Below are 25,999 nucleotides of genomic sequence, written 5' to 3'. Positions count from 1 at the left end.
TATGGAACGGCTGCTTGAGCTTGAAACCCTGATTGGTCGAAATCAAGAATGTTTTTACAAAATCGGCCAAGCCTTGAAAGAAATTCGTGAGAATCGTTTGTACAAGCAGGCTCTGTTTGAGTCATTTGAGGCATATACCAGGGCACGGTGGGATATGGGCAAAGCCCATGCTTACCGGCTGATTCGAGCCTATGAAGTAATTTACAACCTGTCTCCAATTGGAGACAAACTGCCGGCCAACGAATCCCAGATCCGCCCCCTTACTCAAATGGATTCCATAGAACAACGCCGTATCTGGAGGGCGATTATAAACAGTGGCATGGAACTGACCGCACGAAATATCAAAAAATTTATTGAGGACCAGAAAACGGCTCCGGTAAGTAAACCGGATCTGACAGATCGAATTACCCATGAATACATGGCTGTTGTAAAGGCAATGCTTGAACAGGTCCGTGTGGCTCAGCATGATCATTGGCAGAAGACCTCCCGCCAGGCAGCATTGTTGTGGCATCGGGTCATATACGAAAAGATTGTATCAAAGGGGGCAGATAATGGATGACCTGACTATTGATGACCGCTTTCATTTACTGCTGCACAAAAAAATCATGAATAAAACCGGATCTACCAAGAGACGGTCCAAAAAATATTACAAGGACCAGTACAAGAAAACCGGAATTATCCCGGCGCCCCTTTTACTGGTTGAAAAAGGAATTATGGAAGGCCGTAAGTGCAGCGGACGGCCCAGAGCAATAGATGAGCAAACCAAAAGACGGTTTATTGAGATGGTCAAGGCGTCATGCGACCCCTCATCCCAGGGATTCATTTTTATCACCCGGAAAGCCAGAACCATTAAAAATTATCATCACTGGCTTGAACAAGAGCTGGGCAGAACCATCAGTCTTCCGGCACTTCGGCGATGTGTCAAAAGGGAAAATCTCAAATTTTACCTGGAAAAAGAGGATAAGCAGGATCAGGTCCCGGTAATGCATGCCTTCAAGTCGGTGCCGGTATTTGCTTTGATCCAGGTTGACGGCTGTAAATTTCAATATTTAAGGATCAGAGATGAACACGGTAACTGGCAAAAACCACAGGTAATTGAAATATTTGATACCGCTTCCAGGAAAATGTTTATTCTGGACTTTTATTTTACCGAAAGCAGCCTGAACTCTGTGGATCTTTTTACCCGTTTTTTGTTGAGTACCCCTTTGCCTTTGCAAAAAATTGGTATCAGACCTGACCAGGCAAAAGGATTTTTAAATCTAAAACGCCCCATCAATGCCATTAACCTGAAGCATTCTACACCGCAAGGCTTCTATTTGGCACCGGATTTTTCAAAGGCGTATTCACCCAAAGATAAGGCACATCTAGAATCTTCACACCGGAGCCTGCACAATTTTGAAATACGTATTATCAAAGCCTTTGAGGACAGGATTGTGAAAACCGTTACCGAATATGACTTCAAGCGGGGAAGAAAGGAAAAAATTACTGTAACCCTTCTTGATATAAGCCTTCAGGAACTAAGGAGCAGCACTATGCTCAGCGAATATCGTAACGAACATAATCATACACAACATTATTTTACCGAAGACGGGGTGGTCAGTGCCTGGGTGCCGGCACAGAAATTTGATGATTTTTTATCAAACCAGGCAGATACCCTGAATTTTACCCCGGACCAGGTTCAGGAATATATGAAATACGGCTACAGGAAAATCAAAGCCACCGTATCCAAAACCAGGACCATCCGCCATGACAAGCGCGATTATTATGTGACCCGTGGTGCAGATAAGTTCAGCAAACATAAAAGCACACCGGTGAAAATATCCAAATACAAGGACAAGCTTTTTATTTTTGAGCAGGGTGAAGACGGTATACTGTTGGGCGAAGCCATTGCAAAAAAGCCGTTTGACAGACCGCCGGCACCAGAACCTTCGCCTGTGCCGCCTGATGAACTTGACACCATTATCGCTCTTTTAGAAAAGCACAATATGGCCGTTGACCGGCCTGTTTTAGTCGACGTTTTTCATAAGGGCCTCACCCTGGCCCGGGCGGAACAAGTGCTTGATCATAATCAATCAAGGTACGCGGATTACACAAAAAAGATAAACCAGCCGGATGACCGTAAAAATCAGGCCCTGTTCAATGCATTTATGCTTGATTGCCAAAAATCGTTAAATACGAACCATGTAGCCATTTATGCATCCCATGGAGACATAACATGAAAGAGGATTTTATCAGTGATAAACGAAGGGTCTCATACTTGGCTGCCACTTATAACCGGATCTACAGAGGCCAAAGCGTGCTCATGGAGGGTGATTTTGGTGCAGGAAAAACTCGGTTTTTAAAATTGCTGCATCCCAAAAAGCTCCATGCTGTATGGGTTGAGTCTCTGTTCAACATACATGAAACCCTGGCCGCGATACTTAAGGAATTAAATTATGAGGCCACCGCCACCTACCGCCGAACTCCCCAGTACCTGAAAATGATCTGTAATCTCTCCAATTGTTTTATCATTATAGATGAGGCCAATGACTTGGACACCCGGGTTTGGCCATATCTTAAACGGATTATTGATGCCGGGGTTCCCATCGTATTTGCAGGACTTCCGAATGTGAGAACTTATTTGAGCCGGAACCATCCTGATATACTCAGCCGGTTGAAAACCCTGATTTTGTATCCCATAGAGGTCGAGGACTTCATTGAAAAATACAAAGATATCCAGCAGGAAGCCGTTGAACAGATTTATATGTCCGTTAAGGGCGATATGCGCAAATTTAAAGAAATCTGTACAGACTGCCGGGACAGGGCAAAGGAGTTAAACCACCAATTTGTTGATATTAATCTTGCCCTGGAATTTATATCAGATCTCCCTCCTCAATAATCCTTACCACAACTTATCTGCATTAACAGGCCATCCTTGGTATAATCCGAGGTTGGCCTGCCTGTATTTTATCCTCATATGTTTTGACGCCGATTTCTGTTTGATTCATTTTTGAAAAACGCCAAACCACAGATCATTATTGAATTTTTCTTACGCCGTTACATTATTTTGTAACTCTGCTTTTATTGGTGTTTCGCTACAACAAGTTTAAATCAAAAACAAATTTGACATTTTTGTTAGAATCTTAAATCCATAATACCGTTACATTATTTGAATCTCATCAGCTGATGCAGGTGACGCTGGCCACGGCCAAACAGATGGGGATCAAAAACCGCCTGGATCCGAAACAGAGCGTGAAAGCCGGAGTCAAATTTTTCAACCTGATGCACAAACGGTTTGATGATATTCCAAACCCGCGACAAAAAAAGCGTTTTGCCCTCGCCGCTTATAACGTGGGATACGGCCATGTCAGAGATGCCCAGATAATTGCCCGGCAACAGGGCATGGATATCAATAAATGGGCATCCCTGAAAACAACCCTGCCACTTTTAAGCAAACGCAAATACTATAAAAAAACACGGTACGGATATGCCCGGGGACAGGAGCCGGTTCGTTATGTAGAAAGAATCCTAACGTATTACGATATCCTCAGACAAAAAGAAAAATAAACTGCCTCCCAGCCTTGCAAGCGTCCTTCAGCCGAATATGCAAAGCTCCGGGCATGCAACTGGTTGTACATAGCACGAACCGAATAGCAGCGTTCGTCCTCGAATACAGCGGTAAAGCCTATTGACCACGCTTACCGGACCTACCACGGCCTGTCAACAAAGGGGGGAAAATTTGCAAATCTAATGTGTTGACTTTATGGCCCATGCCATTTAAAGGGAAGGGTGGTAAAATTAGGCAGAGCTGCTAAGCCGACGGACACAGGACAGAAAAATGGAAATACCTAAGGCCCTTTTAGACCGGTTAAAGAAAAACGAAGAAATAGCCCGAAAATTCAACGAGATTGAAGTCAGCATCCTCTCTATCCTTGATTTCCATAATTTCTTTGACAGGCTCCTCACTGAAATATCGGATAAATTTTTCATCCCCCATATCTGGGTGGCTATGATTTCAGAAGGACGGCTGGCCCGGCAGTTGGAAGCCAACCACGATTCCCGGGAACTTGCCTCATCCATGGTCAATGTGTCCCAGCAGGTATTTTCATCCATCGTGAAAACATCAAAGCCCCTGCTGGCCAACACCGGTCTTTCAGCTTATAAAAAGATTATTCCACAAACCCTGGACCAGGATATCGGTTCCATCTCCATTGCCCCCATTTCCCTGGACGGCGAGATTGTGGGCAGTATCAATCAGGCAGATCCGGATCCCAAACGTTTTGAACCCGGTATCGACACTTCCCTTTTGGAACAGCTTGCCCTCAAGGTATCCCTGTGCCTGTCCAATGTCACGGCCCATGAACAACTTAAATATTTAGCCTTTCACGACCCCCTGACCGGTTTGCTGAACCGGGGAGTGATGAAACGGGTTCTGGAACGGGAATTTTCAAGGGCAAAACGCTACGGAACTGATCTATCCCTCATCTTTCTGGATCTGGACGATTTTAAAGCTATCAACGATACGGCAGGCCACGATATTGGCGACCGGGTCCTGTGTGCGGTGGCCGAAGCGCTGACCGTCCACCAGCGGCAGTCCGATATCGTGGCACGGTTTGCCGGAGATGAATTCATCGTCATCCTGCCATCAACCAATACCTCACAGGCAGAGTACTATCTCCACCGGGTCAAACATTACCTGGATACAACCCCGCTGAACGACGGGAAAAAGGATCATGTCATCCGGCTCAGCCACGGTATTTCAAATATCCTGGATGCCGGTATCAAAGATACCCGTGACATGCTTAAAATCGCGGACAAGCGCATGTATCAGGCTAAAGCCATGAAAAAAACGCCATCCCACCCGGCCACAAGGGCCACAAGCACGAAGGACCGCAGATTAAATAGATAGATCTTAAGCCCCGTTGCGGGGAAATTTCTTAAGAATCAGGCTGGTGTTAATGCCGCCAAAGGCAAAATTCTGGACAGCGGCACACTGGATTTCTGTTTCCATCAGACGGGGGGTATGGTGGATCATGGCGCAGCGGTCATCCACTTGATCCAGGTTGAGTGTGGGGACAATAAAGCCTTTTTCCATCATATACAGTGTGAGAATGGTTTCGATGACACCGCAGGCTGCAATGGTGTGTCCCATGTAACTTTTCAATCCGCTGACCCATGGTTTGTTTCCATAGACATTATTAATGGCCCGGGCCTCAATCACGTCCCCGATACGGGTAGCCGTGGCGTGGGCACTGATAAAATCAATCTGCTCCGCAGGGATCTGCGCATTTTCAAGGCCCATCTTAAGCACCTGGGTGACCCCGGCAAGATCAGGCATAATGAGGTTGCCGCCGTTATTATTGGTGGCGAACCCGATCACCTCCCCAAGAATTATCGCACCCCGTTTTCTGGCGGATTCAAAGTCCTCCAGCATGACCGCGCCGGCCCCCTCGCCCACCACCAGCCCGTCACGTTCCGCATCAAAGGGCCGGGGCGTTTTATGCGGGGTGTCATTATAATGGGTGGAACAGGCCAGCAGATTATCAAAGACAGCCACTGTGGTGGTATCGTACTCTTCGGAACCACCACAGATCATGGCGTCCTGAACGCCGAATTTAATCATTTCATAACCGAACCCGATGGACTGACTGCTGGTGGTGCAGGCGGATGGGGAACTGATGACCCGCCCTGTTATGCCAAACATCCGGGTAATGTTGACGGCGGTGGTATGGACCATTGATTTGAGATAATCGGCAGCCGAAAGGGAGAACATGTCAGTGGATTGTGCATTAAAGCAGGCCTGGTACACTTTTTTAAGCACAGCGGTGGAACCGTGGGAAGACCCAAAGGCAACCCCGGTTCTTCCCGAAGAAAGAAATGAGCTGTCAAGCCCGGACTGTTGAATGACGTCATCCACAACCCGGCAGGCCGCAAAAGAGACCGGCCCCATGGTTTTACGAAATTTTCTTGGAAAGTCGTAGGCCAGATCCTCGTCCACCGTGCCAAACACGCTGGTATTCAGCTGCTCAACCAGAAGTTCATCATCCCTGATGCGGCCAACACCGGATATGCCGCACTCAAGCTTTTTAAGAATATCCGCCTTGCTGCAGCCAATGGGTGTTATGGCTGAACATCCGGTTATGACAACGCGTCTTTCCATGAGTATTAAATCACCGTTTCAAAATTTTAATGCGTCAGGATATAACGTCCGACATCCAGGGGATCTTAAGGACCGCAGATTAAATAAGTTGGGCAGAAATAACGCCGAATTTTGGTTCATCTACAAGGCGCATTAAAGGTTGAATAGCAGGCCTATTGGACCTTTGATGCAACGAAGTAGATGGGCCAAAAGGCAAGCTATTTCGTTCAAGTTATTTAATCTGCGGTCCTAAGCCCTGTCCGCCATGGCCTTTTCAATAAAATCAACGATCTGTCTGACGGTGCGTATGGTCATGGCTGCCTCTTCCTCATCCCGGGTCAGTTTGGTTTTCATCAATGTCTCAATTTCCCGGAGTAACTCTATGGCATCAATACTGTCAAAGCCGTGGACCGCATTAAGGTCATCGTCAAGCCCGACATCGGACATTTCAAAACTGGTTTCAATAAAATCAATAATGGTGGTCTGTATTTCTTCTCGATCCATTCACCGTATCCTTTATCCTTCTGCTAATTCTTCGAACGCTTCTGCCGAATCCTGTGCCCTGTCTGCGCCCGACGCTTGTCCCCCAAAGCATATAGTCATTACCACAATTCATTGTGAATGAAAACAGTATCCATGGTGCTGCCAGGGTAATATCATGTAACTTGCCTGCAGTTTAATATCAATCTCGAAGGGCTCATACGGGTTATAGATAAAAATTTTTAGTTTCCTAAACCACAGGCTTGCGAAAAAGGTTCGTAGTATGCCCGCCAGGGCTTCGTCCAATCGCGGTGCTGACCGAAGTCAGCACCGCGATTCACGGCGGCGGAGCCGCCGTGAACGACTTAAATCTGAGGCTTGTCCGCAGCATTTGAATTGTTGAAGGATACAAGAAAAGGATTATTTTTCGAATATACTCCAATTGAGATCATAGCTTGCGCTTCTCCCCCCACCAGGCAATCGAACCAAAACCTTTTTTTGAACGAGGTCAGCCAATTCTCTTTGGGCAGTAGCACGACTGGTATGAGAGATACCCATATATTTTTTGTTTTTCAATCCACCGTCAAAACCATTTGGGCCGGCATCAAGCAGTCTGTTGATAACTTTTGTCTGCCTGTTATTTAGTAGCGTCTGGGCAAAAGTTTTCCAAAATCGTGCTTTAATCATTATTCTTTCCAAGAGTGAATTTGAATTTAAAATTGCCCGATTCATGCATTCAAGAAACCATATCAACCAGTTTGTTATTTCCAGATTCTCAATCTGAGTAGAATTCAGGATGTCGTAATACTCATTTCTTTCTGCCATAATCTGTGATGAAAGACTGTAAAAACGTTTTGGGCTATTTTCGTCACGAGCCAGCAGCATATCAGTTAACGTTCTTGCGATTCTGCCGTTCCCGTCATCAAACGGATGAATACTGATAAACCATAAATGCGCGAGAGCTGCTTTAAGTATCCCATCTGTTCTTGTTTTTTCATTTATCCAGGAAAAAAAACTTTTCATTTCGTTTTCAATCAAATGGGCGGGGGGGGCTTCGAAATGAACCGTTTGATTACCGATGGGGCCTGAAACAACTTGCATGGGCCCATCTTTGTCATCCCGCCATTGGGCCACATTGATTTGAATCATGCCTGAATATCCAGTAGGAAAAAGGGCGGCGTGCCAGGCAAAGAGCCTTTTCGACGTCAATTCCTGGTGATAGTTATTGGTTGCATCCATCAGGATTTGTACAAGTCCATCAGCTTTTTGATCCTGTACATATTTCAACCCGGCATCTGGAAGGCCAAGCTGGCGCCCCACAGAAGATCGGACAGCATCAGGATCTAATATTTCGCCTTCAATGGCTGACGTTTTCAAGGCTTCTTCCACAAGTACATCAACCCTGGCGGTTTGCTGGATATCAAAACCCAATTCCCTGATCTGAGCGATTAATGATCCTTGGTTGAACCGGACATCACCCAGTGGTTTGAGCAATGCATCACTCTCCCATGTAAAGTTCGGCCAGGCTTTATATTTCCAGATATATTTCATAAATTGAGTCAAATACACCCATTGATTAAATTACATCTTGAGTCATTTAATTAAATTTTTCGACTCACATATTGAGTTGATTATTGAGACTATTGGACTCAAAGTCAAGGGAGGAATTTTTATCCTTCTTTGATTTTCAGAGATTGATCATTACTTCGGCCACTTTGTGTTCATCTTTTCAGAACATGGAAAATAACGCTGGAATTACAATCGGTTGATAGTGCCATAAATCGGGTTTGCTCATGTCTGGCCTATCTTATAATCAACCCCGATTTTCACGACAGTCTATGGACATCGCTATCAAAAGATGGTGCATGTTTATTCTTGAAAACCGGTATCATGTCCCTGGAATACAAATGTCCGTTTCATCTTTTTCATAACTATTTGACCTCCCAAAACTAAATTTTTCTGCTTTTATTAAGATCAGAAACTATTCCGTAAGCGCTCTATAACCCCCATCTTCCATCGGTTCGCAAGCCGTGCGATAGTGGGCCATCTTTCAACAAACAGACGAAGAAGGAGGCTTACTACAGGCATGGAGAAAATTATCACCATCGCAAACAGGCAGGAATCACCAGCATCAGGGGATCCCCCTCGCCAATTTTACCAGAAACATCTGACTAACTGGAAGGGTACCGGCCTAAGTCAAGCCGAGTACTGTAGGCGGAACAGCTTGGTCCGCCACCGTTTCGGGTACTGGAAAAGGAAGCTTTTTAAAGAGGAAGGGCAAATAAAATTTGCCGAGCTCCCTGTGAGCCTCTCGGAACAAAGTGTCCCTTTTATCCGAGACAATGTATTTTCCACCCTTCGCCTCATGGTGGACTCCAGGTTCAGTCTGGAGATTCCGGATCAGTTTTCCCAGGACACCCTGACAAAAGTCCTGCAGGTTCTACAGATGCTGTAATGTTTTTGCCTTCGGACAACATAAAGGTTTACCTGGCACTGGGGTATACGGACATGCACAAATCCATTAACGGATTGTCCATTTTGGTCAGCGAGCATATGGAGTTGAACCCTTTCTCCGGCAACCTGTTCGTCTTTTGCAATCGCAGACAGAATATGATCAAGGTGCTGTATTGGGACAGAAATGGCTTTTGCTTATGGCATAAGAGACTGGAGAAGCATTCCTTCAAATGGCCGACCTCACAAAGGGAAATTATGGTAATTGAAAAACGGGAACTTTCCTGGTTGATGGACGGACTTTCCATCCACCAGGTCGAGGCTCATAAATCGCTGCAATACTCCGCACTTTATTAAAATTTTAGTTAAATTTTCAGTAAGTTATGCTATATTCCAGTCATGGTTTTAGAGGCTGAAAATACGATTGAGAATGTCATTAATTTACAAAAAATGGTTGATGATCTTCTTCAAAAAGAGAAAAGCTATAAATCAGAAATAAAAATCCTCAATGAACAGATAAAGTACCTCCAGGATCAACTTTTTGGACGTAAAAGCGAAAAGAAACCGGTCGAATCAAACCAGGTTCAGCTTTCCCTTTTTGAAATGCCGGAAGAAGAATTTCCCATCGGCGATCAGCTTGAAAAGGATGAGGAGATTGATATTCCGGCCCATAAAAGGAAAAAAAGGGGCCGACGTCCTATCCCAGACAACCTTCCTGTAATCGACGTCGTCCACGACATTGATGAAGCAGAGAAGGTGTGTGAATGTGGATGTCTCAAAGAACGTATCGGCGAAGAGACCTCGAAACAACTTGACATCATCCCTGCAAAAATCCAAGTCATTAAGCACATCCGCCCTAAATACGCCTGCAAGCATTGTGAAGGTGTTGAAAGTGAAGGCCCTACTGTGACCATCGCTCCCATGCCTGAGCAGGTTATTCCAAAATGCATAGGAACTTCCGGTCTCATCGCCTACGTTCTGGTGGCCAAGTTTGTAGATGCCCTTCCTTTTTACCGGCAGGAAAAGCAGTTCCTCAGGATCGGCGTGGAAATCAGCCGGGCAAGCATGTGTAACTGGGCCCGGAAAGTGGCCGAAAGCTGTGAGATCCTCCTCATGATGCTCAAAAATGAGATTCTATCAGGGCCGCTAATCAATATAGATGAAACACCAACCCAGGTTTTTAATAAACCGAATAAAAGTAACACCACCAAGTCCTACATGTGGGTATTCCGGGGCGGAATCCCGGAGCATTCCGGTATACTGTTTGAGTATCATCCGTCCAGGTATAGAGATGTGCCAGCCGCTTTTCTGAATGGCTATCAAGGGGTGGTCCAAACGGACGGCTATAGCGCCTATTCATTTCTTGATGCTGTGCAGGGTATTTTGCATATGGCATGCTGGACCCACGCACGTCGTAAGTTCATGGACGTGGTGAAAGCTGCCGGTAAACCAAAGGGTAAAAAGAAAACCGGTAAAGCCGGCAAGGCGCTGTCATACATCCGAAAGCTTTACAAGATTGAAAAAGATGCCAAATCGATCGGGCTTACCGGAGATGCCCTGCTTCAGGAACGTCAGGAAAAGGCTAAGCCTGTGCTTGATGAGTTCAAAAAATGGCTGGATGTCACTGTCGAGATAACGCCTCCCCAAAGCCTGCTTGGTAAAGCCGTCAACTATGCCTTGAATCAATGGCACCGGTTGGTCGTCTATGTGGATCTGGCCTATGTCACTTTGGACAACAATATGGCTGAGAATACTATCCGCCCCTTCGTGATCGGACGGAAGAACTGGCTTTTTTCTGTAACCCCTGAAGGTGCCGCTGCCAGTGCAGCCCTTTACAGCCTGATTGAAACCGCCAAAGCAAATGGTCTTGAACCATACTGGTATTTTCGTTACCTCCTGGAAAAACTCCCTGATGCTATGACCGAGGATGATTACAAAGCCTTGTTACCTCAATACCTCGACAAAACCAAACTTGCCGGTCCTCCTTCTATCTCATAACGAGCCGACCCAGACAAGGTGCGGTTCATTAAGCGCTTACACTATTCCAAAGAACTCATAAAGGATTCTGGTAAGCATGCTGCCACCTGTTAGTTCATCTTTGTTTATAGTTGCGAACCATAACATGAAGATCACCGGTTTTACCCGGTGCATTTTTTTATTGAAATAAGAAGCCCTATTCCATAAAACGCAATAAATAATACTCCGAGAATGAAAAGAGGTGTCATAGACCAGAGACTTACTTTTCCTTGATACACTATCTGCTCACCCTTTGTAAGGGCACTCTCTACATAACTTGCCATTTGTTTCTCCTTAGTTAATGAAGCGTTGTTGTAAAAAAATATTTATGATTTCCGGCTTAAATATGCCAAAAAAAATTAATTCAACTTAAATATTGACCGTAGCATCCTACTGTGTTGGACGATGCGGTGGATGAGTTATGCCCTATATATGGGAATTTCTAAAAAAATTCCCCAAAGGCAATTTAAAATTGGTGCTTTGAAACCAGGCGTATAAAAGTTTGTAAACCATTAAAATTATCTTCCTGATGATGTAGTCATCATTCGTACAGCGTTTGAGCTGAGGGGCCAGGCTTTTTAAACCCCAAAACTCCGATAAAAAGATAAACTTTCCTGAACCAGGAACTTCTGAAAAGGCCGCGCGGTAAGTCTGGTCCCTCTCCAGCGTTTGGTTCTGTGCTATTTTTTTTATCCGTCCGAAGTTAACTCCCATCTAATATCGCTAATATGATCCCACAACAACCTATAAAAAAAATAAAGCGGGATATGCCACCCTGACCATCGAATCTGTTTTTTATACGTTTCAATAGTTGGGTATTGAAATTGTCTAAAAATCTCCAAATAAAATTATAGACAGCTTGTGAATAATCGGCGGTTGGGTGGGGTCAGGCCATATTGGGGGTGGGTGGGGTTGGGGTGGTGGGTGGGGTCGGGCCATTAACACCCTGAAATTTCGGGGAATGCCCCCATTTATAGGCCTTTTTCGGTGCTATATCACTGTTTTTAGTGTCAAAATCAACGATATAGGGCATTGCCTCTTCCCGAAGCTGGAATCCACCATCCAAAGATTGAGTTTGTCTTCCCAATGCTTTTGAAGCAAGCCTCGTTTTTATATCAGCAACGAACTGCTTTTCACCTACAGCAATGCTCTGGCTCCAACGGGCTTCCCGTTTAATTTTATCTGTTTCCAAAGCATCATTTACTAAATTTCTATGCAAGTTCTGAAATGAAGTATAGGAGTCACAACCTGACAGGTCTGCAAGTTCTTCGTAATTGATAAGGATGAACTTACGGCGTGGAGACTGGATTTCATTATATCCGCCAAATGACCATTCCGTTGGATGAGATATTACGCCAGCGCGTACCATGTTTAAATCAATAGATACAAGACAACGTAATAGGTGCCTGCCTCTTTCAATGGCGACTGCATGATATCGATCTTCCCAATATGCTCCTTTTCGGTTTTTTCTTTGATTGTATTCTTGTGCAATACGACCGGCTGTCAATTGAACGGCTTTAGTTTCTAAACTCTTATTTTCTTGTTTTTTTGGCAAAAGAATTATGCAAACGGTTCATAAGCCTTTGCCAATTCAGGAATAATCACCATGGTTTTAACTTTCATCCCCATAGTGATTACTTGACTTCCCAAACGAGTCAAATAGTATTTATAAGTGTGGGCAACTTTTTTGATCATACCATGGGTATGCAATCTTTTTAAAATTCTTGAGACTTGGCTGCTGGAGTAGTTTTTAAGTTTACTTCGGAGATCTTTATTTTCAATTCTGGTGACACGATACGTAATTATTGCGCGTAATATTGTTTTTTACTTTTTTTCATTAAGAACAACGAAGCCTTTTGAGTTTTTTCTTTGCATTCACATAAACTATTTTTCCATCTCTCCACTCCGGTATTTCCAAGTCCAGATCTGCCGCTTTTTCAATTGCTTTGATTGCTGCCCTGCGCATTGCGTCAAGTGCCGGTTTTGAATTAGATTCATTTCTCATCGTTTTTCCTCCATGATCAAAGGCTGATCTCCGGAATTATCGAAGATAATCCAGTCATCGACGATTTGTTTATAATGCTTTTGGAAATTGTCCCAGCCTCTACGATACCTCCTGCTAATAACATTTTCCGGGACATTGTGTCCGCCCTGGGCAACCCGGAGTTTCACACGCCTCACAGCCAGTTCGGCATTGGGCAGATATAAAAAATATAATATAACTTCATAACCAACTTCCCGCCATTTATTAATACGATCAATGAAATTCAATCCACTATTTCAAAAAGGGCAAGACTACTACAAGCAATGAGAAGCGACGCGTTTATGAAGGGCAACTCCGAATCTCAACCTCTGGATTTTGATTCTTAGATGCGATTGCGATGATGGTGCCGCCCGGGATGATCCACAAGAAAGGGTTCAAAATGGTACCATTCATAGGGATGTTCACGCAGGGTCTTCTCCAGCATGCCAGCGTAGGCCCGGGCCGATTCGGCAACGGCACGATTGCGCTCCGCCCGTGACGGGCAATTGATACGGATGGGATCGGACAACATAAACCGATAGGTGCCGGGACCGGTGCGAAAGGTAAAAAAAACAAACAAAGGGGCTTTGGAGACCAGAGCAAAGACATGGGGGAACTCAGGAATCCGTGCGGTTTTGCCTAAAAATGGCACACTGACCGATCGTTGGTCCGGATGCCACAGTTTATCCCCGGTCAAAGAGACCACCCCGCCGGATTTCAGAAAGCGAATACCTTCCACAACGTCAAGGGGAGATCCTCCGGACGGTTCAACCGCGACAATGCGGATGCCTTTGTCATTGAGTTCCTGTTTCTGGACCGATTCTATCTGTTCTTTGGCCTTGGCCCCCATATAAAGGAGCAGTTTGAGATTCTTTCGCTTTTTTGCCATAAGGCTTGCGGCCACATCCCAATTGCCCATATGGGACATGAGGACGATGGCGCCGCGCCCCTTATCCAGCGCGTCTTCAAACCCCTGCCAGCCAGCGGAGGTGGAACGGATATTGTCCTGCCCAGGGGTCCTGAGACGGTCCATGAACACAGTGGTAAAATTCTGGTATTGGCGCCAGGCGCACTGCCAGTGAAACAGACGGCCTTTGCCGGGAAAAAGAGAGCTGTAAAACTTGGCGCTCACTGCCGCCTGGCGCGGAAACATGAAAAAATACCCCGCCGCAATGATCCGGGAGACCAGAGTAAAAATCCAGAGGCCAAACCAGCGGGACAGTACAATGAGCACTTGATAGGTCAATGCCTTCACAAAAAAGTCTCTTTAAACCAGACCAACGATACGCCGGAAGATCAAGCGGCTGAATGTGGCGCTGTTGCGTAAAAAATCAATAAAGGGATGAAAATGGGAAACCCTGTCCACCGGATACGCAACACGGATGGGCACCTCAATGACGGCAAGTTTATTCCTGTGGGCTTTAACAAGCACCTCCACCTCAAATTGATACCGCCTGGCCCGGGTTCTCAGGTTCAGGGTTTCGGGCAGCGGGTAGATGCGAAATCCACTCTGGGAATCCCGGATGCCGGGCCCGCCCGATGCCGTGATCCACAGGTTTGAAAACCGTCGGCCCATGCGGCTGGTCCATGGGACAGACGCATTTTCCATCTGTTTTCGATACCCAATTACCAATGCTTTTTTCCCTTTGGGGACAGCAGCAATCATGGCAAGGGCATCCGTGGGAAAATGCTGGCCGTCAGCATCCATGGTGATGGCAAAATCAGCCATTTCAGCTGCGACCCTGAATCCGGTCATCAGGGCAGCACCCTTACCAAGGTTCTGTTCATGGGTCATCACCCGGATACCCGGGATTCCTTGAAGACGTTGGGGGGTGATATCCGTGGAGCCGTCATCCACAACAATGACCGGAAATCCAAGCTTCACCGCCCCAAGCACCACAGCCTTGACCGTAATACCGTGGTTATACACAGGGATCACCACGGCAAAGCGATGCCCTGAATTTTTTCCGCACTCATTTGGCTTGGCTTCTGCCCCCACGTATATCCTCCTTGGTTTGGGATAATTGGATCAAAGTAAAAATTAATTTTACTGTGCCCCCCATTATCCGGTATACATCAACGATGGTAACCCTGCTCAATAAAATTTGTCAAACTCCGTTTGTCCGCACTGCCATTGAAGACAAAGCCGATTTAAGTGCTTTTCGTGAAAAGCCGTCCTTCAGGGTACTGGCCGGTGTGTTTGCCATTGCCTTCAGTTATGTTTTAGGATGGCCCATGGTGGGTCTGATGGGCATTATCTCCCTTAAAACGGGCAATCCCTGGTTCACCGTCATCGGCGGTCCTGGATTTTATGGTCTTTCCCACCTGGTGTTCATGGCCGGCATGGTCCTTTCCGGGGCCGAATATTCCATGATTTTCCTTCGCTGGCTGACAAGGGTCTCCATGGAATCCCTGATGCAAAAGTTCGGGACTTAGGAATGCGTCCCCAATAATTCAACCTGGGAGCGCGGGCGTCCCGCCCGCATTTTTACAATACTTTAGGACATGCAGGCGAGACGCCCGCGCTCCCGGATATAGCAAAATGGGCAAGTTATTTAAGACCCGTTCCTTAACACTGTCGAACCATTGTATTTTACTGTTCTGCCTCTTTTTTACCGGGAAACTGTGTCCAGACCCGGACGGTTTTCTCATCCACGCCAACGGGGATACCCTGGGCATTGGTGGCACAATGGCGGGTATAGCCCTTGCAGATTATCTGGTCATAGGTATGGCTCGTAATCACATAATCAAACTGAAGCTTAACCCGTTCCAGGGCGGCGGGCCGGGTATGAATCCACATAAGGTCATCATAAAACAAAGGCGCAAAATAGTTCAACTTGGTCTCAATGATGGGATAGATAAACCCACTTTTTTCAATTTCCCGGTAGGCGTAGGCAATATCCCGCATCAAAGCGGCCCGGCCTTGTTCAAAAAATCTTAAATAATTGGCATGGTAGACCACCTGGGAACGATCCGTGTCCGCATAAAGGGTTCTATGGCTGGTTCTGTGCCAGAAGAGTCCTGTGGTTTGATCCTTTACATAAGAGGCTTTTTCATCTGTAATTTCGGGTTTAAACGGTTTTGGTTTCATAATCTTACACCCCTTTAAAGACGATACAGCAGTTGGTTCCGCCAAACCCGTAGGCATTGGACAAAAGAAACGAGTGCGGGTGAGCTCTGAAGGTATCCGGCACAACATCCAGATCGTCAAAATCAGGGGCCGGGCAATGGTTAATGGTGGGAAGCACCATACCCATTTGCATAGCCTCAATGCTTAATGCGGCCTCAATGGCGGCTGCCGCCCCCAGGGTATGGCCGATCTGGGATTTGTTGGATGAGACGGGAATCTGTCCTAAATGGTGGCCGAACACCTGCCTTAAACAGTCGGCCTCTGACAGGTCTCCCTTGAAGGTGGAGGTGCCGTGGGCATTAATGTACTGGATATCCCGGGGGTCAATTTGCGCATCATCAATGGCCTGGTGCATGGCCCGGACAATGGTCTCAAGATTGGGGCTGGTAAAATGCAAAGCATCCGAAGTCCATCCCACACCGGCCACTTCGGCCCGGGGTTTAAGACCATGGGCCTTTGCCACCTCTTCTGCGGCCAGCACAACCACGCCACACCCTTCGGAGAGTACCATGCCCTTGCGGTCGCAACTGAACGGGCGGCTGGCCTGACCCGGATCCGCATAGGCCCGGTCTTCGGGAGTGATTTTTATGGTGGCCCCCATATTGGCAAACCCCTGGACAATCTCCGGCACCAGGGGCGTATCCACACCGCCGGCCAGCACAACATCCGCATCACCGTCCCGGATCATCCTGGCCCCCATGCCGATGGCATGATTGCCCGACGCACACGCCCCCTGGGGGGAAAACAAAGGACCCGTAAATCCCAGGTCAATACCGGCCTTGCTGGCCGGCATGTTGCCGCACAGGTTGGGCAAAAGATATGGACTGACCCGTAAAGGGCCTGCATTGGCATATTTCTCCGAAGCAATCCTGAAAGCATCCATACCGTTCAACGCCGAGCCGATCAGGCAGGCGGTCCGCCGACCGAGACCGGGTTCCATGACAATGCCTGCATTGGCCAAGGCCTCCCGGCACACAGCCACGGTCAACAGCACAAACGCCGCATTCCAGTTATGGGCCTCTTTTTTTTCAAACATCCCGCTTGCCACGGGATCCCAGTTCGGGATCTCTCCCACCACATTGCTTAAGCATTTCACCTCACACCGGGTGATCTTTCTGAAGCCTGATTTGCCGGCCACGGCATTTTCAAAGGTCCGGTCAAATGTGGCCCCCAACGGAGTGGCCGCCCCGTACCCCAAAACAAAAACCCGCCTGTTCATTGGTGCTTTCATGATCTTATCTCAATTGTTTCAACAATGTTGCAGTACAATGCAGGCATTGCATCCGCCAAATCCAAATGCATTTTTCAACACATACGACTGGTCCAGGCGTCTTGCATTGTCCGCCACGCAGTCAAACGCCATGTCAGGATCCGGGTCATAGTTAATGGTGGGGGGAATCTGCCCGTCAATCATCCCCTGGACGGCAAAAATGGTCTCAATGGCGCTGGATGCGCCCATGGCGTGGCCGATCATGGATTTATTGGCGGTCACCGGCGGAATATTTTTACCAAACACCGCCGACAGCGCATCATACTCCACCTTATCCCCCACCTGGGTGGCGGTGGCATGGGCATTGACACTGGAAACCGCTTGCGGATCAATGCCGGCATGCCCAAGGCTTAACTCCATGCACCGGGTTACCGTAGGCAAATGGGGCGCCACCACATGGTGGGCATCCGAGGTCATGCCCCACCCGGCAAGGGCCACCTGATAGGCCAAGCCCCAGGTCTGGGCAAACTCCCGGGCCGCCAGGATCACAGCCCCGGCCCCTTCGGAGACCACGAATCCCCGCCGGTTCCTGGAAAAGGGACGACTTGCCGCCCGGGCCGGGACATTTTCCCCGGGCTTTGGATAAAAAGTACCGTTCATGGTGGAAAACCCGGCAATGATGGCAGGCACCAGGGCAAAATCCACGGCACCGCAGATGACCACATCGCAAAGGCCCTGTTCAATAAATATGGCGCCGATGATCATGGATGTGGCCCCTGTGGCACAGGCTGAAATGGTGGCGGTGATGGGGCCTGTGGCACCGGTGAGGATGGAAACCTTTCCCCCCACCATGTTGATGCAGGCGTTGGGGTTGGTAAAGGGCTTGGGCAAGCGATTCTCTCGCACCAGCCTGCGATCCGCAGCCAATACGGCATCCACCCCACCCAGGGCGGAACTGTAAGTAATGGCGATTCTGGGAGCAATGTCAGGGGTAATCTCAATCCCGCTTCGCTCAATGGCCCGGGATGTGGTCAGCATGGCATGCTTGAAAATAGGCGAGGTCCACTTGGCCTGTTCCCGGGGTTTAAGAAAGGGATAGTCCAGATCATCAATGCTTTCCACTTCGCCTGCAATACGCACGGGAAAGTTATCATCCATGGGAAACCGGGTCAGCGGACCAATACCGCTGTCTCCTCTCAGCGCCTTTTCCCAGGCATCAGGAAACCGGGTTCCCAGGGCAGAAACCGCGTCATACCCCAGAATTACGGCCTGTCTGTTTGATGCGCCCAAGGAGATATCCTTTGTTTTTTGTTTAAAATTGTTCCGGCCTGTTCCATGAGCCCTGCCGTAGACACGTTTTCTTTATCATAATCCGGCTGGATCGTACCGGCAAGTTCAACGCTGATGGTGCCGGAAAAATCGGTATGAAATAAAAACCGGCCGGGTGTAAACAATTTGTCGGTATTACGAATCACCAGTACATTTATGGGGGATCTGCAAAGCCTTGCAATCTTAAACACACCACTGTGCAATGCCAGAACACCCTTTCCGGCATTGCGGTTCCGGGTACCTTCGGGAAACACAAAAAGGACACCGCCCGTTTCAAGAAAGGATGCAAGGGTCTTGATCTGTTTTACCATCAGGCCGGCCATCCGCCCCTTGGGCATGGACGGAATATAGCCTGCCGCCCTTAACACCCAGCCGAACACCGGTACCTTGAAAAAGGTGGCTTTCACAATGGTTTTATGGCGCCGGAACAACGCGATCATCATCAAAGGATCCAGATAGGAGACATGGTTGCAGACAATGATGCAGTTTTCAAGGCCTTTGACTTTGGGATCAATGTGCAGGCCAACGCCCGGCATCAGCAAACGAACCAGGATAAAAAACCCGTTGTAAAACAAAGAATTAAGACATTGGATGGCCGCTTCGCGTATGGGCGCACAAACAAAGGCGATCAGGTAAAACGGGGAAAAAAACAGAATAAATCCAAAAATAAAATAGCCCCAGAGCAGCAGTGTAATGACCAGATCCCGGAGAAAAGAGAGAAAAGCGAACCCCTTGGGTTTTGTTTCGTTCCCGGCGTTTGAAAATTGTGTTTCCATCAATTAAATTTCTTTAATACAAGAGCGGTATTCACCCCGCCAAAGGCAAAATTTTGGACCGATGCCGTGTTGATCTTCTCATCCAGCAACTGCCTTGTATGATTGATCATGGCACAGGATTCATCCACGGTATCAAGGTTAAGGGTGGCCGGGATAAACCCGTGCTTCATCATCATCAGAGTGATGATGGTCTCAATGGCGCCGCAAGCGGCAATGGTATGGCCCATGTAGCTTTTCAGGGCCGTCACCCGGGGCTTATCGCCATACACATCATAGATGGCTTTTGCCTCAATGGTGTCTCCCTGGCGGGTGGCTGTGGCATGGGCGCTGATGAAATCGACATCCTGGCTGGCGATTCCCGCATCGGCCAGGGCCAGGGACAAGGTCTGGGTAATTCCCGCCAGGTTGGGCAGAATCATGTCCCCGCCGTTATTATTGGAGGCAAATCCCACAACCTCGCCCAGAATATTTGCACCACGATGTTTGGCATGTTCCAGGGACTCCAGCACAAGGGCACCGGCGCCTTCGCCCACCACCAGACCGTCCCGCCGGCTGTCAAAGGGGCGCGGGGTAAGATGCGGGGTGTCATTAAACCGGACGGAGCAGGCCCGAAGATTGTCAAATACGGCCACGGTTGAGGTGTCGTACTCGTCGGCACCGCCGCATACCATGGCATCCTGCATGCCGAACCGGATGGTTTCGTATCCGAAACCAATGGACTGGCTGCTGGTGGTGCATGCCGTACACGGACTGATGACCCGGCCGCATATGCCGAACATCTTTGTGATATTAACGGCCGTGGTGTGGGCCATGGATTTTAAAAAATCGGCGGCATTGATGCCCGGACCGCCGTCTTTGCCGCCCTTAAAATAGGCTCTCATGATCTCGCGCTGGACCAAGGGGCTGCCATGGATGGAGCCAAAAGCCACCCCGACCCGTCCCGAGGTCAAAAATTCTTTGTCCAGGCCGGATTGTTCAATGGCCCGCCGGGCGGACTCGCAGGCAACAAAAGCCACCGGCCCCATGGTTTTTCGATGATTTCGTTCAAAGGGGTATGTCTTGGGATAATCAATCCTGCCATAGACACCGGACCGAATAAACCCGGACAAAAAACCGTCATCTTCAAGTTCTTTAACCCCGGAAATACCCTGGGTCAGATGCCGGATGATCTCATCGTCCGTATCCCCGATGGGGGAGATGACGCCATACCCTGTTATCACAACTCTGCGATTCATTTTTCCTCAGCCTTCGTCCATTTCAAACAAGGCTGTAACCGCAGCCCTGTCATACTTCCCGGAACGGGTCATGGGCATGTGATCGACAACCTTGATCCTCCGGGGATGGGCCACGGCCTCAAGCCTGCCGGAAAGAAATTGTCGAATATCCGCATGGGTGCAGTTCCCTTCGACAAGGGCACAGATATCAAAGGCCCTGCCCCGGGGAACGGACCGTGCCAGAACCAGGGCATCCCTGATACCGTCCATTGTCTTCAAAACCGCCCCGACCTGATCCAGATCCACCCGAATACCGGCAATTTTTACAACCGTATCTGATCTGCCAAGGATGGCAAAGGCGTTGCCAGAACATTGTTTCACCCTGTCCGGCACCAGATAGAAACCCAAATCATCCCGCACAATTTCAGGGGAAATAAAAGGGGAGCGGATCTTTAAAGTCTCTTCTGCAATATGGGTTTCAATAACGGTAAAAGGCGAAAAAAAGGTCTCGTCACGTCCCCGGCATCTAAAGGCAATGCCGCCAGTTTCGGTTGACCCGTAAACCTCCATGACGGAAACATTATTTCTCTGGCGAAAATCCCTTTCATCCGCCTCGTCCAGAACACCTGCCGAAGAAAAGGCCAGACGCAGATCATGGTCCGGGAAATCATGGCCTTTCAAGGCTCTGAAATGGGTCGGCACACTGACGAGAATGGTTGCCGCCGTATCCGTGACCAGATTGACAATCTCATGGGGAAAGCCGCAGGTTTGATCGGCCACCCTTGCGCCTGCCAGCAAAGGCGCAGCCACAGAAAACAGCAGACCATAGATATGATAGGGCGGCACCGTGGCAACCACCATGTCATCACAGGTGATGTCATGCACACCCACATGGAACAGGGCTTCACCCATGATATTTTCCACAGTCTTTGTCCATACGTTCGGTTTCCCGGTTGAGCCGCCGGTATAAAGTTTAAGCAGAGGCGCATCCGGATCAATGGCGACCTTTAAAGGTCTGGAATTGCGGCGCTGATCATCCGGAGTAACAACAAGTTCTGTAAAACGGTTGGGCAACGTCCTGCCCGGATCGGTCACCACCCATGTATATCCCGGATCACTGACCAGATCCATAAGCGCCCCGTCCGAGATGTCATGGGGCAGAATCAGTATGGGTCCGCCGGCCAGGGCAGCAATAATAGCGGAAGCGATGACAGCCCTGTCCGTGGTAAATATGGCAAGGTATCCCCTCTGGTCACGCGTTGCGGAACACCTGTCAAAAATGGTGTGGGCCATGGCATGGATATCTGCATAGGTGTACTGGCCGCAAAAAGGTCTGTCAGGCGCACCATTCCCTTTTAAAAGATCGGCCACGGCCTGTTCAGTCAAAAAATGAAATCCATTCGTTTTCATGAATCACTGACCCGGGCAAAAAAATTCAGATGCCGTCAGGAAATATTTCAAAATTTTATACACCCGTAAATTATCATTTTTACACGCAAGGCCACAATGAAAGGCCATGGTAGATAAGAGGCTGTGAACTGTCAAGGATAAATCAGGACGCCTTTGGCGCGATTTGCGCTTGTTGCATGTCCTGATGCATGATGGGGGCAAAAAGTGTTTTCCGATTCGTCGGGCTGCTGGGTTCCGGCCCTGGCCCACCGGGTCTTTGGCTGGGGTGATGCTTGTGGATTTTCCCCTTGCCTTTTAGCATTTCAGTGGCATATATTTGATAGTTTAAAGTTTGAGATGTTCAAGGGTATATTTTTACAAGTAAGGAAGGATGGTTACAGGGAGTGCCCATGAAAATTCTGCTGATCAATCCACCAAACTCCGGAAAGAGCATCCCTGAAGAACAATTCGGGATTACCTCCATAAAAGCGATCTTCAGAGGAGAGCCGCTGGCACTTGAGGTGCTTGCCGGCAACCTGTACGACCACGACGTTGAAATCCTTGACCTCAAAGTTGAACCGCCATCGGCACTCATGGAAACGGTTCACCGCTTTATGCCGGACATTGTGGGTATTACCGGTGTCACGTGTGAAGCCAATTCTTTGATCCGCATTGCCCAAAAGATCAAAACAGATCCCATGGGACAAAAAATTATCGTGGTGGCGGGGGGACACCATGCCTCCTGCGACCCGGGATATTTCAATATTGATGTCATTGATTATATTGTCTGCGGGATCGGCAAACAAAGTTTTCGACAGCTTGTTCAAACCCTTGAATCCGGCCAGGCCGTCAATCTGCAGGGGGTTGCCAAAACATCTCCGGGAAGCCCTCTGACCTTTGTCCCCCGCAAATTTACGTTTGAGGACCTGGTGGATGATCGGCCGCCCCGCTACGACCTTGTCAAGGCATATCGGGACACATATGTCATGGGGGGCATCGGCAAGGCAGGCTTTGTTGTAACGGCCTATGGGTGTGTCCATTCATGCGCGTTCTGCTCCATTCCAAATATAACAGATCGGTATCTGACCCACTCCATTGATTCATCAATCAATTGTTTTAAACAGCTTGAAGATGTTTCCCTGATACGATGCGTTGATGCCAATACGTTCGGCCATATATCCTTTGCAAAAAAATTTGCCTCGGCCATTATCAAATCCGGTGTTAAAAAGAAAATTGTGGCCGATGTCAGAGCAGACACGATTGTCAATCACCCGGATGTGATTGAATTGTGGCAAAAAGCGGGACTTGCCGCCGTGGTGATCGGATTTGAGGAAATTGATGATTCACGGCTGAACTATTTTAATAAAAAAAGTGATGTAAGTACCAACATAAAAGCGCTTCAATGGCTTAAAACCAGTGGGCTAAAGGTGATCGGTGATTTTATCGTCTCGCCGGATTACAGACATACTGATTTTGAAAGGCTTGAAACTTTTATCCAACAGCATGAGATAGAACTGCCGGTTCCCTCCATTTTGACCCCCATTCCCGGAACCCCTTTATTTAAAATGATGAAACACAAAATTGAAATCCGGGATCTGGCCTATTATACATTTTCCAATGCAGTAACAAAAACGGCCCTGAATAAAGAGGTGTTTTATTCTTTATACGCAGGTCTTTTTCAAAAATTTCATAAACATATCAACAAAACCCAATGAAACAGGAACAAACAGATGACCCAACCGGTGTATATTAATGACCTATCCGTTTTTCTGCCCAATCAGCCAGTATTAAACAGCCAGATTGAAGATGTCCTTGGCCGGATCAACGAGATCCCCTCCCTGACCAAGAAAAAAATGCTGGCCAATAACAAAATTGAGCAACGGTATTATGCCATTGACCCATCAACCGGTAAATTTACCCATAATAATGCCCAACTCACGGCCCGGGCAGTGCAACAGCTAAACCCCTACCCCGGCTTCACACCTGATGACATCCAGGTTTTAAGCTGCGGCACCACAAGTCCGGACGTGATCATGCCCGGGCATGGCATGATGGTGGCCGGAGAACTTGCGGCGGCACCCTGTGAAGTCGTCTCCACATCCGGTATCTGTCTGAGTGGGATGACCGCATTAAAATATGTCCAGATGTCCGTTGCAAGCGGTGCCTCAACAAATGGCGTCTGCACAGGGTCGGAGTTGTCCTCGTCTTTCATGCGGGCCAATTTTTTCAACCTGGGCGTGGATCCTGATGCCGATATCGCCAGTGCCCCCCTCCTTGCATTCAATGCCGACTTTCTTCGCTGGATGCTTTCCGACGGTGCCGGGGCGGCTTTTATTGCTGATACGCCGAATACCCAGGGAATTTCATTAAAAATTGAGTGGATTGACATGATCTCCTATGCCGGAGAACTTGCCACCTGCATGTATGCCGGGGGCAAGCAGAATAAAGACGGCTCCATTTCCGGATGGCGGGAGGCAAATTCCTGCAAAGAGGCCGTGAATGACAATCTGCTTGCCGTTAAACAGGACACCGGGTTGCTGAGCCGCCATATAGTGAAAACCATGGGACAAGCCCTTGGAAGTATTGCCGAAAAACGACATTTAGCGCCTGCAGAGGTGGACTGGTACCTGCCCCATTACTCATCACACTATTTCAGGGATAAATTTTATCAGGTCATGAAGGAGACCGGATTTGAGGTCCCCTATGATAAATGGTTTACCAACCTGCCCTATACGGGAAATGTGGGTTCAGCATCCATTTACATCATCATGGAAGAGCTATTCAAATCAGGAAGACTGAAAAAAGGGGAAAAACTGCTCTGCTTTATTCCTGAAAGCGGACGGTTTTCACATTGTTTTATGCTGCTGACTGTGGTGTAGAGAGACGACAGGCAACGGAAAACGGATAAAAAAAGGGTGTATCCCGACAGCATCACAGGCCGTCATAGATCCTTTTCCACCCGGTCCCGTCTAGACAATATCGTATCAGGATCAATTTCACCCAAATTGCTAAAAATATAATCCGGCTGATAAGGGAAACGGGTCATATTCTTTCGGGTGGTCACGCCTGTCAAAACGAGACAGGTTGTCATTCCCGATTCCAGGCCCCCAATAATATCGGTATCCATTCTATCACCGATCATAAAGCAATTGGCTGAATGAACGCCCATTTTTTTCCGGGCCCAGTACATCATTGTGGGATTGGGCTTCCCAAGAAAGTAAGGGGCGATTCCGGTCACTTTCTCGATTGGAGCAACCAAGGCACCGCAGGCAGGCACCGGCCCCCGAAGCGTAGGGCCGGTCAAATCCGGATTCGTTGCAATAAATTTTGCCCCTTCCCGGATTAAATGTGTGGCTTCAATTATTTTTTTATAATCATATGCCTCGGTTTCCGCAAGCACCACATAATCCGGATTTTCGGACGTAACCGTTATGTTATGTTTTTCAAACTCTTCAATAATTCCCTGCCCGCCGATAACATAAGCGGAACAACCCATTGGCTTCTGGGTTTTTAAAAAACTTGCCGTAGCCATGGCCGAAGTATAAAAATAATCCTCTGTTACATTGATGCCCATTTCAGAGAGACGACCCTTGAGCTGTTTGGCTGTATAATAAGAATTATTGGTCAAAAATAAAAACTTGAAATTTTTCTGTTTGAGGCGACACACAAAATCCGCAGCACCAGGAATCAGTTTTGATTTTGTGTAGATGACACCATCCATGTCAAGAATAAACGTTTTTTGGTATGTTCTGTTATCTGTGCGCATCATAATTCCATTTTTTTATATGAAAGTTCTAATAAGTTACTGAATTAATTTCATACTTTGTTGTGGGTTGAGCCTCGGTATTGATAAACCAAGCCAG

General features: G+C 47.8%; 28 protein-coding genes. 11 read left to right on the top strand and 17 right to left on the bottom strand.

Annotated elements, in window-relative coordinates:
- Position 1 precedes the first annotated feature (1 nt).
- The 5 genes from EYB58_RS10755 (at position 2) to EYB58_RS10735 (ending at position 4,888) form a co-directional block, all read left to right on the top strand.
- Positions 2-559, top strand: a complete 558-nt coding sequence (locus tag EYB58_RS10755; protein ID WP_111953191.1) for a DNA methylase — start codon at positions 2-4, stop codon at positions 557-559.
- Entirely contained in the window at positions 552-2,219 is a 1,668-nt protein-coding gene (locus EYB58_RS10750; protein WP_111953193.1) for an integrase, read from the top strand. The genes EYB58_RS10755 and EYB58_RS10750 overlap by 8 nt, the downstream gene beginning before the upstream one ends.
- Positions 2,216-2,878 (top strand): AAA family ATPase, encoded by a 663-nt coding sequence (locus EYB58_RS10745; RefSeq protein WP_131071983.1) that lies wholly within the window; start codon positions 2,216-2,218, stop codon positions 2,876-2,878. The genes EYB58_RS10750 and EYB58_RS10745 overlap by 4 nt, the downstream gene beginning before the upstream one ends.
- Positions 2,879-3,165: 287 nt before the next feature.
- The gene (locus EYB58_RS10740; RefSeq protein ID WP_242637621.1) at positions 3,166-3,546 is read left to right on the top strand and encodes a transglycosylase SLT domain-containing protein; all 381 of its coding nucleotides are present in this window, start codon (positions 3,166-3,168) and stop codon (positions 3,544-3,546) included.
- A 271-nt stretch (positions 3,547-3,817) separates the two neighbouring features.
- A complete protein-coding gene (locus EYB58_RS10735) occupies positions 3,818-4,888 on the top strand; it encodes a sensor domain-containing diguanylate cyclase (protein ID WP_111960654.1) in 1,071 nt (356 codons plus the stop codon).
- A gap of 3 nt (positions 4,889-4,891) precedes the next feature.
- On the opposite strand, the gene EYB58_RS10730 is transcribed toward EYB58_RS10735, so the two are convergent.
- The 3 genes from EYB58_RS10730 to EYB58_RS10720 form a co-directional block, all read right to left on the bottom strand.
- Complete coding sequence (locus EYB58_RS10730) at positions 4,892-6,139, bottom strand: beta-ketoacyl-[acyl-carrier-protein] synthase family protein (protein WP_111960655.1); 1,248 nt, start codon at positions 6,137-6,139, stop codon at positions 4,892-4,894.
- 228 nt (positions 6,140-6,367) lie between these two features.
- Positions 6,368-6,622, bottom strand: a complete 255-nt coding sequence (locus EYB58_RS10725) for an acyl carrier protein (protein ID WP_111960657.1) — start codon at positions 6,620-6,622, stop codon at positions 6,368-6,370.
- 396 nt (positions 6,623-7,018) lie between these two features.
- Positions 7,019-8,149, bottom strand: coding sequence for a Fic family protein (locus tag EYB58_RS10720; RefSeq protein ID WP_111960659.1), 1,131 nt, complete (start codon positions 8,147-8,149; stop codon positions 7,019-7,021).
- Between the two features lie 535 nt (positions 8,150-8,684).
- Here EYB58_RS10720 and tnpA point away from each other — a divergent pair.
- The 3 genes from tnpA to tnpC are packed head-to-tail and all read left to right on the top strand — an operon-like array spanning position 8,685 to position 11,047.
- Complete coding sequence (gene tnpA, locus EYB58_RS10715; RefSeq protein ID WP_111960661.1) at positions 8,685-9,053, top strand: IS66 family insertion sequence element accessory protein TnpA; 369 nt, start codon at positions 8,685-8,687, stop codon at positions 9,051-9,053.
- Complete coding sequence (tnpB, locus tag EYB58_RS10710; RefSeq protein ID WP_111960662.1) at positions 9,053-9,406, top strand: IS66 family insertion sequence element accessory protein TnpB; 354 nt, start codon at positions 9,053-9,055, stop codon at positions 9,404-9,406. Before tnpA ends, tnpB begins: the two co-directional genes overlap by 1 nt.
- Before the next feature lie 42 nt (positions 9,407-9,448).
- The gene (gene tnpC / locus EYB58_RS10705; protein WP_111960664.1) at positions 9,449-11,047 is read left to right on the top strand and encodes an IS66 family transposase; all 1,599 of its coding nucleotides are present in this window, start codon (positions 9,449-9,451) and stop codon (positions 11,045-11,047) included.
- A 140-nt stretch (positions 11,048-11,187) separates the two neighbouring features.
- On the opposite strand, the gene EYB58_RS10700 is transcribed toward tnpC, so the two are convergent.
- From EYB58_RS10700 to EYB58_RS10680, 7 genes are all read right to left on the bottom strand, one after another.
- A complete protein-coding gene (locus tag EYB58_RS10700; RefSeq protein WP_207309152.1) occupies positions 11,188-11,349 on the bottom strand; it encodes a hypothetical protein in 162 nt (53 codons plus the stop codon).
- 602 nt (positions 11,350-11,951) lie between these two features.
- Positions 11,952-12,620 carry a transposase gene (locus EYB58_RS10695; protein WP_131072047.1) on the bottom strand — a complete coding sequence of 223 codons (669 nt, stop codon included), beginning with the start codon at positions 12,618-12,620 and terminating at the stop codon, positions 11,952-11,954.
- Between the two features lie 5 nt (positions 12,621-12,625).
- Positions 12,626-12,760 carry a hypothetical protein gene (locus EYB58_RS24440; RefSeq protein ID WP_278186406.1) on the bottom strand — a complete coding sequence of 45 codons (135 nt, stop codon included), beginning with the start codon at positions 12,758-12,760 and terminating at the stop codon, positions 12,626-12,628.
- A 142-nt stretch (positions 12,761-12,902) separates the two neighbouring features.
- Positions 12,903-13,070, bottom strand: coding sequence for a hypothetical protein (locus EYB58_RS23175; RefSeq protein ID WP_163354443.1), 168 nt, complete (start codon positions 13,068-13,070; stop codon positions 12,903-12,905).
- Entirely contained in the window at positions 13,067-13,336 is a 270-nt protein-coding gene (locus EYB58_RS23910; protein WP_111957861.1) for a zeta toxin family protein, read from the bottom strand. The genes EYB58_RS23175 and EYB58_RS23910 overlap by 4 nt, the downstream gene beginning before the upstream one ends.
- A 95-nt stretch (positions 13,337-13,431) precedes the next feature.
- A complete protein-coding gene (locus EYB58_RS10685) occupies positions 13,432-14,343 on the bottom strand; it encodes a lysophospholipid acyltransferase family protein (RefSeq protein WP_111957863.1) in 912 nt (303 codons plus the stop codon).
- Between the two features lie 12 nt (positions 14,344-14,355).
- Entirely contained in the window at positions 14,356-15,087 is a 732-nt protein-coding gene (locus EYB58_RS10680) for a glycosyltransferase family 2 protein (protein ID WP_111957865.1), read from the bottom strand.
- A 53-nt stretch (positions 15,088-15,140) separates the two neighbouring features.
- On the opposite strand from EYB58_RS10680, the gene EYB58_RS10675 reads away from it, so the two are divergent.
- Positions 15,141-15,524 (top strand): hypothetical protein, encoded by a 384-nt coding sequence (locus EYB58_RS10675; protein ID WP_242637620.1) that lies wholly within the window; start codon positions 15,141-15,143, stop codon positions 15,522-15,524.
- A 157-nt stretch (positions 15,525-15,681) separates the two neighbouring features.
- Here EYB58_RS10675 and EYB58_RS10670 read toward each other — a convergent pair whose 3' ends face one another.
- The 6 genes from EYB58_RS10670 to EYB58_RS10645 are packed head-to-tail and all read right to left on the bottom strand — an operon-like array spanning position 15,682 to position 22,157.
- Positions 15,682-16,179 (bottom strand): acyl-CoA thioesterase, encoded by a 498-nt coding sequence (locus tag EYB58_RS10670; protein WP_111957869.1) that lies wholly within the window; start codon positions 16,177-16,179, stop codon positions 15,682-15,684.
- Positions 16,180-16,183: 4 nt separating this feature from the next.
- Positions 16,184-17,449, bottom strand: a complete 1,266-nt coding sequence (locus EYB58_RS10665; protein WP_111957871.1) for a beta-ketoacyl-[acyl-carrier-protein] synthase family protein — start codon at positions 17,447-17,449, stop codon at positions 16,184-16,186.
- 18 nt (positions 17,450-17,467) lie between these two features.
- Positions 17,468-18,718 (bottom strand): beta-ketoacyl-[acyl-carrier-protein] synthase family protein, encoded by a 1,251-nt coding sequence (locus EYB58_RS10660; RefSeq protein ID WP_111957873.1) that lies wholly within the window; start codon positions 18,716-18,718, stop codon positions 17,468-17,470.
- Positions 18,691-19,533, bottom strand: coding sequence for a lysophospholipid acyltransferase family protein (locus EYB58_RS10655; protein ID WP_111957875.1), 843 nt, complete (start codon positions 19,531-19,533; stop codon positions 18,691-18,693). The genes EYB58_RS10660 and EYB58_RS10655 overlap by 28 nt, the downstream gene beginning before the upstream one ends.
- Positions 19,533-20,768: a beta-ketoacyl-[acyl-carrier-protein] synthase family protein gene (locus EYB58_RS10650; RefSeq protein ID WP_111957877.1), complete on the bottom strand. Its 1,236-nt coding sequence runs from the start codon at positions 20,766-20,768 to the stop codon at positions 19,533-19,535. The genes EYB58_RS10655 and EYB58_RS10650 overlap by 1 nt, the downstream gene beginning before the upstream one ends.
- Positions 20,769-20,774: 6 nt before the next feature.
- A complete protein-coding gene (locus EYB58_RS10645; protein WP_111957879.1) occupies positions 20,775-22,157 on the bottom strand; it encodes an AMP-binding protein in 1,383 nt (460 codons plus the stop codon).
- A gap of 389 nt (positions 22,158-22,546) precedes the next feature.
- On the opposite strand from EYB58_RS10645, the gene EYB58_RS10640 reads away from it, so the two are divergent.
- Positions 22,547-23,851, top strand: a complete 1,305-nt coding sequence (locus tag EYB58_RS10640; RefSeq protein WP_111957881.1) for a B12-binding domain-containing radical SAM protein — start codon at positions 22,547-22,549, stop codon at positions 23,849-23,851.
- A 15-nt stretch (positions 23,852-23,866) separates the two neighbouring features.
- On the top strand, positions 23,867-25,015 hold the full coding sequence (locus tag EYB58_RS10635) for a beta-ketoacyl-ACP synthase III (RefSeq protein WP_111957883.1): 1,149 nt from the start codon (positions 23,867-23,869) through the stop codon (positions 25,013-25,015).
- 62 nt (positions 25,016-25,077) lie between these two features.
- Here the strand turns inward: EYB58_RS10635 and EYB58_RS10630 are convergent, their stop codons facing one another.
- The gene (locus EYB58_RS10630) at positions 25,078-25,905 is read right to left on the bottom strand and encodes an HAD-IIA family hydrolase (RefSeq protein WP_111957885.1); all 828 of its coding nucleotides are present in this window, start codon (positions 25,903-25,905) and stop codon (positions 25,078-25,080) included.
- Between the last annotated feature and the right edge of the window lie 94 nt (positions 25,906-25,999).

This window comes from Desulfobacter hydrogenophilus (assembly GCF_004319545.1).
Classification (GTDB): Bacteria; Desulfobacterota; Desulfobacteria; order Desulfobacterales; family Desulfobacteraceae; genus Desulfobacter; species Desulfobacter hydrogenophilus.
Note: the sequence above shows the minus strand (reverse complement) of the source record. Positions and strands in the feature narration are given on the sequence as shown.